The sequence below is a fragment of the Ruegeria sp. O5 genome (assembly GCF_056535105.1).
The window spans coordinates 60346-73467 of record NZ_JBQERN010000013.1 but is presented as its reverse complement, the minus strand read 5'-3'; the positions used below and the strand labels follow the sequence as shown (position 1 = coordinate 73467).

The 13122-nt window shown below is 57.2% G+C and carries 13 protein-coding genes; 3 read left to right on the top strand and 10 right to left on the bottom strand.

From position 1 onward, the window contains the following. Positions 1–2: 2 nt before the first annotated feature. The 9 genes from ahbB (ACR0M3_RS15390) to ACR0M3_RS15350 all read right to left on the bottom strand — a co-directional run bounded on the left by ahbB (ACR0M3_RS15390) (position 3) and on the right by ACR0M3_RS15350 (position 8446). A complete protein-coding gene (ahbB, locus tag ACR0M3_RS15390) occupies positions 3–485 on the bottom strand; it encodes a siroheme decarboxylase subunit beta (protein WP_480911548.1) in 483 nt (160 codons plus the stop codon). Then, entirely contained in the window at positions 482–931 is a 450-nt protein-coding gene (locus tag ACR0M3_RS15385) for an Lrp/AsnC family transcriptional regulator (protein WP_480911546.1), read from the bottom strand. The genes ahbB (ACR0M3_RS15390) and ACR0M3_RS15385 overlap by 4 nt, the downstream gene beginning before the upstream one ends. Then, a complete protein-coding gene (gene ahbB / locus ACR0M3_RS15380; RefSeq protein WP_480911544.1) occupies positions 928–1917 on the bottom strand; it encodes a siroheme decarboxylase subunit beta in 990 nt (329 codons plus the stop codon). The genes ACR0M3_RS15385 and ahbB (ACR0M3_RS15380) overlap by 4 nt, the downstream gene beginning before the upstream one ends. A gap of 3 nt (positions 1918–1920) precedes the next feature. Then, on the bottom strand, positions 1921–3066 hold the full coding sequence (locus tag ACR0M3_RS15375) for a cytochrome D1 domain-containing protein (protein ID WP_480911542.1): 1146 nt from the start codon (positions 3064–3066) through the stop codon (positions 1921–1923). Beyond that, the gene (locus tag ACR0M3_RS15370) at positions 3063–3392 is read right to left on the bottom strand and encodes a c-type cytochrome (protein WP_480488726.1); all 330 of its coding nucleotides are present in this window, start codon (positions 3390–3392) and stop codon (positions 3063–3065) included. Before ACR0M3_RS15370 ends, ACR0M3_RS15375 begins: the two co-directional genes overlap by 4 nt. A gap of 46 nt (positions 3393–3438) precedes the next feature. Then, positions 3439–4200, bottom strand: coding sequence for a uroporphyrinogen-III C-methyltransferase (gene cobA, locus ACR0M3_RS15365; protein ID WP_480484311.1), 762 nt, complete (start codon positions 4198–4200; stop codon positions 3439–3441). A 201-nt stretch (positions 4201–4401) separates the two neighbouring features. Beyond that, positions 4402–4803, bottom strand: a complete 402-nt coding sequence (locus tag ACR0M3_RS15360) for a cupredoxin domain-containing protein (RefSeq protein ID WP_209507051.1) — start codon at positions 4801–4803, stop codon at positions 4402–4404. 54 nt (positions 4804–4857) lie between these two features. Beyond that, the gene (locus ACR0M3_RS15355) at positions 4858–6645 is read right to left on the bottom strand and encodes a NapC/NirT family cytochrome c (protein ID WP_480911540.1); all 1788 of its coding nucleotides are present in this window, start codon (positions 6643–6645) and stop codon (positions 4858–4860) included. A gap of 124 nt (positions 6646–6769) precedes the next feature. Further along, complete coding sequence (locus ACR0M3_RS15350; RefSeq protein ID WP_480484314.1) at positions 6770–8446, bottom strand: cytochrome D1 domain-containing protein; 1677 nt, start codon at positions 8444–8446, stop codon at positions 6770–6772. A 243-nt stretch (positions 8447–8689) separates the two neighbouring features. Between ACR0M3_RS15350 and ACR0M3_RS15345 the strand changes: the two genes are divergently transcribed. Continuing rightward, on the top strand, positions 8690–9886 hold the full coding sequence (locus ACR0M3_RS15345) for an NnrS family protein (RefSeq protein WP_480911538.1): 1197 nt from the start codon (positions 8690–8692) through the stop codon (positions 9884–9886). Between the two features lie 27 nt (positions 9887–9913). On the opposite strand, the gene ACR0M3_RS15340 is transcribed toward ACR0M3_RS15345, so the two are convergent. Next, the gene (locus ACR0M3_RS15340) at positions 9914–11020 is read right to left on the bottom strand and encodes a Hint domain-containing protein (protein ID WP_480488719.1); all 1107 of its coding nucleotides are present in this window, start codon (positions 11018–11020) and stop codon (positions 9914–9916) included. Between the two features lie 264 nt (positions 11021–11284). Here ACR0M3_RS15340 and ACR0M3_RS15335 point away from each other — a divergent pair, with 264 nt between their 5' ends. Further along, on the top strand, positions 11285–11734 hold the full coding sequence (locus ACR0M3_RS15335; RefSeq protein ID WP_480911536.1) for a c-type cytochrome: 450 nt from the start codon (positions 11285–11287) through the stop codon (positions 11732–11734). Positions 11735–11750: 16 nt separating this feature from the next. After that, complete coding sequence (locus ACR0M3_RS15330) at positions 11751–13118, top strand: cbb3-type cytochrome c oxidase subunit I (RefSeq protein ID WP_480911534.1); 1368 nt, start codon at positions 11751–11753, stop codon at positions 13116–13118. Positions 13119–13122: the final 4 nt, after the last annotated feature.

The following is a 13122-nucleotide window of genomic DNA, read 5'->3' as shown; positions in this document are numbered from 1 at the left end:
TCTCAGCCTTTCTTTTTCAGGCGCAGCCCGGTCTTTTTCAGGATGCGCGTGGAATAGAGGATATCCTTGGCCCGGCAGGCGTCACCCAGAATTGCGGCGATCTCGGCTCGCTTTTCTTCGACCTCATCCCGATCCGATCCGTGAACCATGGCAAACAGGTTATAGGGCCAGTCCGGCAACGCGCGGGGACGTTCATAGCAATGGGTGACAAAGGGTAGGGCACCGATCTGAGCGCCCAATTTGGCGATGCGGTCATCTTCGACATCCCAGACAGTCATGCCGTTCGAAGTCATGCCCAGCTTGTAGTGGTTAGGGGCGGCCGCGATACGGCGGATTACGCCGCGCGCCTTGAGAGCTGACAGCCTCTCAAGCAGATCGGCTTCCTGCATCCCTAGATCATCAGCAACCTGAGCATATGGGGCGGAAACCAGAGGCAATCCGCCCTGTAGCGCTTGGATAATCTGTCTGTCTGTTGCGTCGATCATGCCGCTACCCGAAAGCCGATGTAGAATTCCTGAAGTTTGGGGAAACAAAGAACCTCGATCCCTGTTTCCCGTTCAATTGCATCGGCCGCGGCCTCGATCCCTTCGGGCGTTTCCGTTGCCAGTACGAACCACATGTTCAGCCGGTGCGTGCGTTCATAATTATGGGCGACCTCGGGGTGTGCATTGACTTTGGTCAGGACGACTTCAAATTCCCCAGCTGGAACGGCCATCGCACAGAGGCAAAAGGCACCGCCCATTGCAGCGGCATCGAAGAACGGCCCAAAACGTGTGATGACACGGGACTCTTTCATGCGCGTCAGGCTCGCCAGCAATTCGGCCTCGGACAGGCCAAGTTCTTTGGCGACTGTTGCGTAAGGATGTGAAACCAGTGGCAGATCGTCTTGCATCCGGTTCAGGATCGCACGGTCAGTTTGGTCCAGCGTCATGCGGCGACCTCTTTGGTTTGAATCAGCGCGCCGGTCTGCTTGAAGCAGCGGGTTGAGAACAGAACCTTGTTCCGTGCGTCCGTCAGTTCTGGCAGGGCCGTCGCACGGGTCAGCACGTCCAAAGCCTCGCTGCGGGATCGCGCGTGGATCATGGAATACAGGCGATATGGCCACACATCGGGCACCGGGTTGCGCTCGTAACACAAGGTCACCCCTGGGAAAGCGGCCAAAGCGGGGCCAGCGATGTCGATCTGCTCTGCCGGCAGGTCCCAGACCACCATCGCATTGGCCGACCAGCCAAGCGCCCGGTGACGTACGATGACGCCCAGCCGCGAGATGATACCGGCCGAATGCAACGCGATGACTCGCGCCATCACATCATCAACGTCCCGGTTCAGTGAATGTGCCAAATCTGCATAGGGTTCAGCGACCAGAGACAGTCCCGAGCTGAGCGTTTGCAGCAGGCAACGATCGCCGTCGCGCATGGCGGATGCATCCACCTGACGCGCTGTGGGCACATTTTTGACCCCTCCGATCATGCGGAACCCAAGATCAACGTTGAAAGGGCGCACCAGCCGCAAATCCAGTACCCGCAGCCCGGTGACCCGGCTGATCCGCGCAAGGGTAGCATCCACATGCGCCCGATCCGGGCCGGTAGCGACGAACCAGAGGTTCCAGGCGTCCTCGCGCTGATAATTGTGGTTTACACCCGGCTCGGCGTCGATCAGGGCGGCAACCTCTTCCAGCCGCTCCTCCGGGACGGACACTGCTGCCAGCGTACTGGCCGTCACCACGCCGGGTGTGATGGTTGCGCCAACCCGCGTGATGCGGCCTGTGGTGCGCATTCTGGTCAGGCGGTGGATGACTTCGCTTTCGTCCAGTTCAAGAGCGGTTCCAAGAACCTGAAACGGGCGTTCGGTCACCGGGAAATCACGCTGAAATTCATCCAGCAAGCGGCGGTCGATCGGGTCTGTAATGTGTTGCATGACTTACAGACCCGTTTTGTGCGCACGCGCGGTAAAGAAGATACCCGACGGGCTTTCGGCCTCGATCTCACGTAGTTTTTCGAAGTTACGCGTGTCATAAACCATGACCTTGTTCGCATCGCGCACACTGATCCAGACCTCGTGCCCGCGCGGAGTGAATTCCATGTGCAAAACGGCAGGGCCGGGCTTGAATTCGTGGATGATCTGTTTGCTGACGGTATCGATGACCTGAATGGTATCGTTCAGCGGGTGGGCAAAGTTAACCCAGACCTGCCGCCCGTCCGGGCGGGCCATGGCAAAAACCGGCTGTCCGTAGGTTTGCGTGCGTCCGGTCTCGGTCAGGGTGGTGGCGTCGATCCACAAAACCTCGTGGTGGCCAACGGCGGGCAAGACAAATTCGGACCCTGTCAGCGCCCAACCTTCCAGATGGGGCATCTTGTAGACCGGCATTTCCTCCTGACCACGGCCATAGCCGGGTAGAACGCGGATCGGTTCCGGGTTGTCGGACCACAGATCAAGCGCGGTCAGACCATCCTCGCCAAACAGGCCGGTGATATAGGTGCGGCCATTGGCAGTGATCAGCGCGTCATAAGGGTTCTTGCCGATATCGGGGATCTTGGTGATCTCGGGCGTGCCTTGTGCGAAATCCGCGATCCATGTCTCGCCGGTGTCCCACATTGTGAAAACGAAACGGCGGCCCGGCGCGTCGACCAGACCAATCGTTTTGCTGCCGGTGGGAATGTCAGCCACCATCTCCAGCGTTTGCGCATCAAACACGCGCACACCGCCGGGTTCGTAATTCGATACAGCTACAAAGGCGCCATCGTCCGAGATTGCGCCACCAATGGCGTTTCCGGACTGCACAACACGGTTCACGATCTGGCGGGTGACAATGTCAACCTTGGTCAGGCCTCCGTCACGGCCAAAGACATAGGCAAAACGTTCATCCGGTGAATAGACCAACGAGGCGTGGGACAGATCGCCCAGTCCTTCTATCCGGGCCAGAGCAGCACGGTCGGACTGGTCCACCAGCAGGACCGATCCGCTGGCACGTTCGATCACCAGCCCAAGGTCTCCTGTCGCCATCGGTTCAGCCTGAGCCGTGGTCATCATCAATGTCGCCGCAAGGCTGAGGATAAGGTGTTTCATTGTGCCTCCTGTTCCAGCAGGTATCGGGCAATCCATTCGGCCTCTTCTTCGCTGATCAGGGGCCGCCACGGGGGCATCGCCGTATCGGGGATGCCGTCAAGGATGACGCCGGTCAAAACCTCGGCGTCATAATGCTCCAGTGTTTTCGAGCGCAGATCAGGCCCCAGGCCGCCTTTCAGTGATAACCCGTGGCACGAGCCGCAATCCTGATGCACAAGTCTTTTCAGTGCGTTGGGATCAATGACATCGGCAGCAAAGGCGGACGTTGCGGCCAGAACCGCAGTTGTCAGAAAGGTTCGGGCAACCCACCCCTTGTGGCCGGGCACATTTCTGTTCGGCGCGGGACACGGCACACGATTTCTGCACCCTAGCTTAGCCATGAGCCCGTTCCAGAATGTTCGCCACGGGCTGTTCGGCGTAGAGTGAGACAACTTTGCCGATGATGAAAAGCGTTGGTGCCTTCAACCCGGAGGTGCGCACGTCGTTGGCCAATTGGTCCAGCCGTGACACCAGCCGGCGTTCATCGGGTGTCGTCGCATTTCCGATGGCCAGAACCGGTGTTGATCCCGGTAGGTTTTCGGTCATCAGCCCCATGGCGATCTGGCCGATATTGGCCACACCCATATAGACCACCAGTGTCGTGTCCGGGTCGGCCAGGCGTTTCCAGTCCAGATCCAGCACTTTGTCTGCCTGCCGGTGTCCGGTAACATATTGAACCGAGGTGGCCAGACCGCGATGGGTCAGCGGCACGCCGGTCGAGCAGGACGCGCCCTGCGCCGCCGTTATCCCCGGTGCGTATTCGACCGCCACGCCATGGGCCATCAGATAAGCGGCTTCTTCCGAGCCGCGGCCAAAGATCATCGGATCGCCACCTTTCAGACGGGCGACCGTGTGACCTGCGCTGGCCTCTTCCAGAAGGATTTCGTTGATCCGGTCCTGTGGGACGGTGTGGCATTTGGGCGCTTTCCCAACAGGGATCAGCCGCGCGCCTTCGGCGTGCAGATTCAGGATATCAGCAGACACCAGCCTGTCATAGACCACCACATCTGCTTCCTGCAGCATTCGCAGGGCACGCAGCGTCATCAGCTCGGGGTCGCCGGGGCCTGCACCAATCAGAAAAACCTTACCGCTCATGTTCAAACTCGCTGGGTCTGAATGTCTTCGAAACCCGGAGTTTCCTGCGCGAATCCAATGCTTTTGCGGGACGTTGCTGGGTAGGCCGGGCGTGTCATGAGGGCAGATTGGCGCAATCGAAAACCAACCTCCTTGACATAAGTTAAGGAGCGCGGGATTTGCGCCCGCGCCCCTTAATTCAGCCTGTAAGTACACCCAAAATCAGGGCTCGACAGTGATCATCCCGATCATGTTCTGTGTCTCCCAATGGGGCCCGCAGAGATAATCCTGAGGGCCCGGTGTCAGGAAGGTCATTTCAACCGTTTCTTCCGGGAACAGCCGGTCGCTTTCGGGTTCGCTGCCATCTTTCAGCAACACACTGTGGCTGGTGCGCTTGTCGACATTCACCCATCGGACAGTTGTACCTGCCTTTACGGTCAGCTCGAACGGGCAGAATTTGTAGTTGTACATCAAAACCACCTTGGCGTCCTCGACCGAGGCCGAGGGGTGGCCGAACAGTTCGACATAACGCTCTTCGGCTTCGGCGCAGATCTCGGCGGTTTCATCTGACCAGGCTGGCGCGGCAAGAAGCAGCAGCGCGGGAAGAAGGCGGTGGGGTTTCATGGTCCATGTCTCCTTTCCAAAGTGATTGGGGCCGAGAGAACCGGCCCCAAACTGTTATTGCTTGACCACGTTGATAAATGCGCTGTCGTCGTCCAGCGCCAGGCTGGTATCCAGCGTTACGTGGTGGAAACGAGCGGCGGCAAAGTCATCATGGATTGCAAAACCGACGGTATAGGTCCGGCCTGCCTCCAGCGGAATGTCACCCGGTGCACCTGAGTTCAGCGGACGTGTGAAAACAACCGTCCACATGCCACCAGACAGGTTTGCCGAGGCTGCAATCTCACCATCATTGACCACCCGCTGTTCCAGCAGATAACCATTTGTGGCGCTGCCGTCCGCGTAGACACGCATCAGGTCAAGATAGGTGCCGTCAGCCAGATACTGCTCGATTTGTTCGGTGGCCTGCAACTTGTCCCAACCGCCCAAAGCCTTGCCGCCTCGACCTTTGATCTCGATCTCGGTGCGGCTTTCGCTGAGGTACTTGGTCACGGTGTCCTGAGCGGTCAGGCGACCGGAAACATCCCCGTTTGCGGCAATTGCATCGGCCTCAGGCGCAAAGGGCATATAGGTGTTGTCGGCGTGGCACGACGCCCAGCACCCGACCTGATCGCCCAGCTCGATACCGGTTCCGGTGATCATCATAGCGACTTTGATCTGGTTTTCAGGATCCATTTTGCCGCCATCGACAAACGGAGCAGGGTTGTGCCCCGCATCCGGCCATTGCAGACGGATGTACAGGTTTTCGTCATCATGTGCCGCCTGAACGGTTGCGTCGATCACACCGCGTTTGCCGGGGATCGGAGTGGGTTCCAGCTCGCCACCGGCAACGATCTTGTTACCAATCGCATCCAGTTCCTTGGCATGACAGGTCGAACATTGATCGCCACCTTTGGTCAGCGGACGGGCCCCGCCATGGGTTTTTCCGTTCTGCACCCATTCAAACGACGCCTGGCCTGGATAGAACAGCTTCAGGTCCGCACTAGCCACCGCATTCCAGTCGATGTTGGCACCGACATCGCCGCTTTCACTGCTGGCAGGTGTTGCCGAACCATCGGTTGCAGCCGTTGCCCGCTCTTCCGCGACGGCCGCATCAACTGCTGCCGCAATCTGGGCCTGAACGGCCTCCTGCTGGGCTTTCTTTGCAGCTTTTTCGGCCTCGGCGTCGGCAGCTTCCTTGGCTTCGATCCGCTCAAGGCTGGCAAGGTATTCTGGCGGAATTGGCCGGATGAAGGCCGGGTTTGGTGCTTCAAGTTCTTCCAGATACTCGTCGGTTGCGCGGTCTCGGATGTTCGAGTGGGCAATGCCCTTGTGGCAGTCGATACAAGTCTGACCGGTTTCCATTGCATTAAGGTGCTGCTGACGCGCACGGGGACGTTGGAATTCGGGCATCATCGATTCAAAGTCATGGCAGTTTCGACATTCGCGCGAGTCCGTTGCTTTCATCCGCTCCCACTCATTCATGGCAAGATGAATGCGCTTGGCTTCGAATTTCTCGCGGGTGTTGATGGTACCGACCACCTTTCCATAAAGCTCTTTCGAGGCTTTTATTTTGCGGATGATTTTGTGGGTCCAGTCCTTGGGCACGTGACAGTCCGAGCAGACCGCACCAACGCCCGACCGGTTCACGTCGTGGATCGTGCCCTGATATTCCGCATAAACAAAATCCCGCATCTCGTGGCACGAGACACAGAATTCCTTGGTATTCGTGGCTTCCATGGCGGTGTTGAACCCACCCCAGAAGATGATGCCGGCGGCGAAAGCCGCAGCAATGCCGGCCACGGGCATTCCCCACAGGAAATACCGGCGCCAGATCGGTTTTTTCTTATCCGGTTCGGAAGTCATATCCGGGCTCCGTTTTGGCTGTCTTGTCTGGCCTTGGGTGGCAGGCCGGTGAGTTTGGCGGATCTGTCAAACGAGGAAAGGGCGGGCGAGGGGCCCGCCCTTTCCGGTTTAGGTTACGAACCCGTCAGGTGACGTGGTTCGACCGGTTGTGGACATTGAATTTGCCGGTTGGCGCATAAAGCCCGTCAATCCGACCGATTTCTTCCAATGTCTTGGCGTCGAAGATCACAATCTGACCGTTGGGTTCCTTCGAGTCCGACAGGTTCCACTTGGAAACCCAGACCTCGGTACCATCGGCGTTGAATTCGAAGTGAACAGCGGCGCTGCCTTCGTCTTCGGTGATCTGGATGGTTTTCACGATCTCGCCGGTCTCTTTCGAGATGACCTGAACCGATTGTTGAATTTCCGGCTCGGGGTGTTTGGTCTGATCAGCCCAGATGTAATCCGAGTTCGGGTGGGTGCGGACAAACAGGCCGGGGCCGTCGGTTTCCACCTCGTAACAGGTTTTCCACGCCTGATCCGGGTGGCCTTCTGGGTCGTTGCCCCAGACTGTCACGGTACCGACACCCAGGTGGGTTGTGCCCGCCACAGGTCCGCAGTTCGGGTCAATCCAGTTCGCGCCCGGGCCGGGGTGCGGCAGGGCAGCGGTGTCGATCATAGCCTCAAGCTTGTGCGTTTCGGTATCGACAACGACCATCTTGTTCGATGCGTTTGCCGCGATCTGGAAGTACCGGCCTGTCGGGTCGAAGAACCCGTCATGCAGGAACTTGGCCGAGTTGATCTTGTCAATCCGCAAGTTGTCGAGGTCGGTGTAGTCAACCTGCCAAAGCTGACCCAGCTCTTTCACGGCAACGATCCAGGTGGGTTCGTTCGGCGTGGTGTAGATAGCGGCCACACGGGCTTCTTCCACATACTCACCATCTACGTTTGTGCCACGGGTCGAAACGACTTTGACCGGCTCCATGGTCTGCGCATCAACGATCGCAAAGTGAGGCGGCCAGTACCCACCACCGATGACGTATTTGCCGTCACCGGACACGGCGACATCGCGCGCGTCATAGGCGATCTTGACTTCCGAAACCAGCATCTTGTCCGGCGTTTGCCAGAGGTCGATCTTGGTCATCTTGCCGTCACGGCCCATTGTGTACCAGAAACGTCCAGGTGTTTCGGGTTCGGTGATGTTGTGATGTTCCGAAGCCTTCAGGACGTGCACGGCATAGCCGGTCGGAATATGCGTCAGCACTTCTTTCGTGTCACCGTCGATGACGGCAACCTTGCCCACATCGCGTTCGATGACGACAAAGAAGTTTTCCCAGTTGCGGCCGTGAAGCGGCTCGGTCGGGTAGTCTGCTTCTTCGACGTAAACCTTGCGGGTTGCCTTCATCTGTTCCAGCGACATTTCAGGCGGCTTTGGGGCCTCCATCATGATGTAGGTCGCCATGTCCTTGATTTCCTGCTCGGACATGATGTCCGAGAAGTTGTTCATCCCGCCTTCAGTTCCCCAGGCGATGATTTTCTCAAGGCGTTCCTGACCCAGTTTCAGGGTGCCGCCTTCGGTTACGGTGCCGTCGGCTGCGGTCTTCTTCCAATGCGGCTCCAGGTTTTTACCGGTAGCGCCTTTGCGCAAAACCCCGTGGCAGCCTGCACATTGTTCAAAGTACAGTTGTTTCGAAGCTTCAAAGGCTTCGTCGCTAAGTGTTGGCTCGTCGGCAAAAGCTGGAGCAGCGACGCTGCCCAACAACATTGCCAATCCGACCCCAAAAGCGCGGCCGGTCTTGTTGTAGCTGATTCCAAGTGACATGATCACTCTCCATTTGCGTGGTGAGGCAATGCGGAGACTGATCCATCACGGGATTGTCATCCTTGACCAAAGTCAACGGGCGCGGCGCTAACTTCGTTCTTTGGGCAAAAACCAGACGCAGATTTCAGCAATAAAACCTGTTTTTTTCGCACATGTTTTTGTCGTCTTGATTTCGGTTAAGTGCCCGAATCCCGTCGGACAGTACTGCTTGTTGAAGGACGAGATGGGCCATGGAGAGCAGGCATGTCATCTGCAATATCGCGCATTTTCAGCGAAGGCTTTCGGGTATTTTTCCTTTCTGCCGGTCTTTATGGTGTGTTTGCTGGTGTCGCCTGGGGTGTTTGGCTGGCCTCACTGGATGGGCTCTTACCCTATGCCGAGCAAAGTTATGGAATGCCCCCGGTCATGTGGCATGCCCATGAGATGATTTTTGGCTATGCAACGGCAGCACTGGGTGGGTTCTTTCTGACGGCAGTTCCGAACTGGACCGGCACGCCCGAAGTGCGCGCGCGCTTTGTCACGATTGTAGCGCTGATCTGGATGGCGGGGCGGCTGGCGGTGTGGTTTTCAGGATCGCTCTCTCTGATCACCGTCGCGATTGTCGACCTGAGCTTCGTCCCGATCCTTGTCCTGAAGATTGCCAGCCAGCTGATACGCAGGCCCAAGCCACAGAACATGATATTTCTGTATCTTCTGAGTTTGGTATGGGTGGCCAACCTGATGGTTCATCTGGAATGGATAGGTGTCGCCGCAGACACGTTGAATACCGGCGTGCGAGCAGGGCTGCTGACCTTGTGTTCAATGATAGCGATACTGGGGGGACGTATTACTCCGGCCTTTACGCGCAATGCAATGAAACGCGAGGGTGTTCCCGAAGCCCTGTGGCCGGTTTCAAATGCGGCGCTGGAAAAGGCCGTGATGGCGCTTGCCCTTGTGCTGCCGTTGTTGGTTCTGACCTTGGGCAGTGTTTCGTTGGCAGGTATCTTCGCGCTGCTGCTGGGCGGCGCCCAGGTGATGCGCATGGCACGGTGGAGAGCGGGTTGGGCGCTGCGGCAGCCGATCCTGATTGCTCTGCACCTGGGCCTGATGATGCTGGCCCTTGGGTTGTTGCTGTGGGGGTCTGCTGTCATCGGATATGGAAATGAGATCGGGGCGCTGCACATTTTGGGGATTGGGTGCGTTGGTGGCATGACCCTTGCCGTCATGAGCCGCGCTGCCCTTGGCCACAGTGGCCGGCCCCTTGTTGCTCCGTCGCCCATGGCGGTCGGATACGGGCTTATGGCGGCGGCGGCTTTGGTCCGCTGGCTGGGGTCCGGGCTAGCAGGTGGATATATGACCGCCATGCTGACGGCTGACGGGTTATGGATTGCCGCAATCGGGTTGTATCTGTTTTCCATGTGGCCAGCGCTGACGGGTCCGCGCGCAGCAAAGCACGGCTGACACGGAACCTTAAGCGCGGATTGCAGTTCAGAATATTAAGGGGCGTTCGTTCTTTACGTGGCGGGACACGAGCGCACGAGCGCGTCTTCCGTTTTCAGGTATGTGCCGCACAGACTGAGGAACGTGCCAAGGGGTCTCTAGTTCCGGAAACAGGTCGAAGATTTCTGCCCTTGCTTCTGGGGGAACGCTGGACAGAGCCTGTGCGCCGACAAAAAGGCTTTCCGACGGGGCACCTTCTGCGAAGATGATTTCATGGCGGTCGAACAAAAGATGGTAATACGTGACTGACACAGTGTCTTCTGCAACGCTGATACCGGGGCTGGCAGTAAGAATGCGCGCGGGGACTAGGATTTCCTCTGCGTCAAACATTCTGACGGCGATCCGGGATCGAACCAGCATCCGGTGCTGTGGCGAAACAAGCAGGTCGCGTTTTGGCAAGTCACACCCCAAGGCCCCGGCTTTGATGAGGATTGGAAGCAGCTTGGGTTTTTTCACCAGCTCCTCATGCGATAGATTTCGCTTTCCGATCCAACGTATATGTTGCGGTCCATTGTCGGCAGTCACGACCATGTCACCCACCTTCAGATCCTCGATGGGCATCGGACCTTCTGGCGTCATGATAAGTGTTCCGGCAGTAAAGCACGGCACGTCAATGATGGCAGCCGGGTCAGTTGTGTCGGGCGCATTGGTCGGCGTGACGTTCACGATGTTCATCGAGTAGGTCGTACCGGGCACAAGAGGTTCAGAGGTAATATAGCCGCCCAATACGCCGTCAACTTCGACGCGATATACAGTAATTGTGCCCCCGCCTGGTTTGGACAGAACGTAGGATTCTTCCAGGTATATTGGGCCGCTTAGAAAGGTGGTCGAACCATCGAGGGTGGTGATAGTACCGGTCTGCGTCAGGTCATCACCGTCTTCGTTGTCAAAGCGGTCACCGTTGAAAACATCCCCTGTATCGGGGATAGGTGGTCCGCCGCCGTTTTGAATAAAACCACCGGCTGCGTCAGTCACGCTGAACAAACGACGATCCGTGTCGGGATCAAAATTGACATCCAACGTAACCGTGTCCGGCCCAATCGTATTCACCGTGATGACACCGGGTGTATAACCGATATAGGAATAGTTCGCCATTTTTGCCCATCAATCTTTGAAGCGGAATTTTCACCTTTTCTCAGGTGGTTGATTACGTCCGGTATATCAAGAAGTCGACGCGAAAGTGTTCACAATTGCCTCAGATTTCAAGGCGACCCTAAGGTCATTTCGTTATTCTCGGTGTTTGCGGATCTCTGATCTCGTTCCTGAGGATACTTTAGAAGTCTTGACTTTCGTTAAGGCAGCCCTGTGACCCGCACGTCATGTTGCCTGCACTAGCTAATCTGCGCAAAGGAGAGCGCGATGCGAGAAGTCATGACAAAGAGCATGGCTCGCAACATATTCTATGGCGGGTCACTGTTCTTCATCCTCATCTTTCTGGCTCTATCAGCCCATTCACATCTGTATATCGTCAATTCCGAAAATGCCGCGAAGCTCGACGAAAGTGTGGTTCGGGGCAAACATGTTTGGGAAAAACACGCCTGTATCAACTGCCACACGATCCTTGGCGAAGGGGCGTACTTTGCCCCTGAGGTCGGCAATGTGATGACACGTTGGGGCGTGTTGGACGACCCGGAATCGGCCTTTGAATCCCTCAAGGGCTGGATGGAGGCACAACCCACCGGCATTCCCGGTCGTCGGCAGATGCCGCAATTCAACCTCAGCGACGAAGAGATCCGGGATCTGACCAACTTCCTGATCTGGACGGACAATATCGAAGCTCAGGACTGGCCGCCCAACGAGGCTGGCTGAGAAGGGGAATGGAGCAATGAAATATGAATCCCAAAAAATCGCCTATGCCTACTTTGCGGTAGCCATGGCGTTGTTCGCGATCCAGGTGATCGGCGGCCTGCTGGCCGGTCTGATCTATGTGTCGCCTAACTTCCTGAGCGAGCTTCTGCCGTTCAATATCGTGCGGATGCTGCACACCAACTCGCTGATCGTCTGGCTGATACTGGGCTTTTTCGGGGCGGCCTATTTTCTGATCCCGGAAGAGGCCGAGCGTGAAATCCATTCGCCCAAGCTGGCCTATTTGCAGCTGATCATTCTTGTGGTCGGTACGTTGGGCGTGGTTTTGACCTATGTCTTCAACCTGTTCGAAGGCAACTGGCTGCTGGGCAAAGAGGGGCGCGAGTTCCTTGAGCAACCCAAATGGGTCAAGGCCGGTATCGTCGTTGCCGCGCTGATCTTCCTTTACAATGTGTCCATGACCGTTCTGAAGGGCAAGAAGACTGCCATCACCAACATCCTGTTGTTGGGTCTGTGGGGTTTGGCGCTGCTGTTCCTGTTTGCCTTCTACAACCCGGGCAACCTGTCGCTGGACAAGCAATACTGGTGGTATGTTGTCCACCTGTGGGTCGAAGGTGTGTGGGAACTGATCATGGCCTCGATCCTGGCCTACCTGATGCTGAAGCTGACCGGTGTGGACCGTGAGGTGGTCGAAAAATGGCTTTATGTCATCGTGGCCGCTGCGCTGTTCTCGGGAATTCTTGGAACAGGTCACCACTACTATTGGATCGGCACCCCCGGTTACTGGCAGTGGATTGGGTCGATCTTCTCAAGCCTCGAGGTGATCCCGTTCTTCGCGATGATGGCCTTTGCCTTCGTCATGGTCTGGAAAGGCCGTCGTGACCATCCCAACAAGGCCGCTTTGCTGTGGTCGCTGGGCTGCGCAACGCTTGCCTTCTTCGGTGCTGGTGTCTGGGGCTTCCTGCATACGCTGCACGGGGTAAACTACTATACCCACGGCACACAGATCACGGCGGCACACGGTCACCTGGCCTTCTACGGTGCTTATGTTTGCCTCAACCTGGCGATCTTCAGCTATGCGATGCCGATCCTGAAGAACCGTGATCCTTACAATCAGGTGCTGAACATGGGCTCGTTCTGGCTGATGACCAGCGGTATGGTCTTTATGACCTTCGTGCTGACCTTCGGCGGAACCGTACAGACACACATGCAGCGCGTGGTCGGAGACTACTTCATGGACGTGCAGGACCAGATCGCAATCTTCTACTGGATGCGTCTGGGTTCCGGTGTCGTCGTAGTCCTTGGTGCGCTGCTGTTCATCTACTCGATCTGGGTTCCCCGGAAAGAAGTTATTGAACCCGGCGCCGCCGAAACCCCTGCGGAGTGATGAT

Coding starts and splice junctions, on each gene's coding strand:
- ahbB (WP_480911548.1), bottom strand. CDS start 485: ATGATCGACGCAACAGACAGACAGATTATCCAAGCGCTACAGGGCGGA.
- ACR0M3_RS15385 (WP_480911546.1), bottom strand. CDS start 931: ATGACGCTGGACCAAACTGACCGTGCGATCCTGAACCGGATGCAAGAC.
- ahbB (WP_480911544.1), bottom strand. CDS start 1,917: ATGCAACACATTACAGACCCGATCGACCGCCGCTTGCTGGATGAATTT.
- ACR0M3_RS15375 (WP_480911542.1), bottom strand. CDS start 3,066: ATGAAACACCTTATCCTCAGCCTTGCGGCGACATTGATGATGACCACG.
- cobA (WP_480484311.1), bottom strand. CDS start 4,200: ATGAGCGGTAAGGTTTTTCTGATTGGTGCAGGCCCCGGCGACCCCGAG.
- ACR0M3_RS15360 (WP_209507051.1), bottom strand. CDS start 4,803: ATGAAACCCCACCGCCTTCTTCCCGCGCTGCTGCTTCTTGCCGCGCCA.
- ACR0M3_RS15355 (WP_480911540.1), bottom strand. CDS start 6,645: ATGACTTCCGAACCGGATAAGAAAAAACCGATCTGGCGCCGGTATTTC.
- ACR0M3_RS15350 (WP_480484314.1), bottom strand. CDS start 8,446: ATGTCACTTGGAATCAGCTACAACAAGACCGGCCGCGCTTTTGGGGTC.
- ACR0M3_RS15345 (WP_480911538.1), top strand. CDS start 8,690: ATGTCATCTGCAATATCGCGCATTTTCAGCGAAGGCTTTCGGGTATTT.
- ACR0M3_RS15340 (WP_480488719.1), bottom strand. CDS start 11,020: ATGGCGAACTATTCCTATATCGGTTATACACCCGGTGTCATCACGGTG.
- ACR0M3_RS15335 (WP_480911536.1), top strand. CDS start 11,285: ATGCGAGAAGTCATGACAAAGAGCATGGCTCGCAACATATTCTATGGC.
- ACR0M3_RS15330 (WP_480911534.1), top strand. CDS start 11,751: ATGAAATATGAATCCCAAAAAATCGCCTATGCCTACTTTGCGGTAGCC.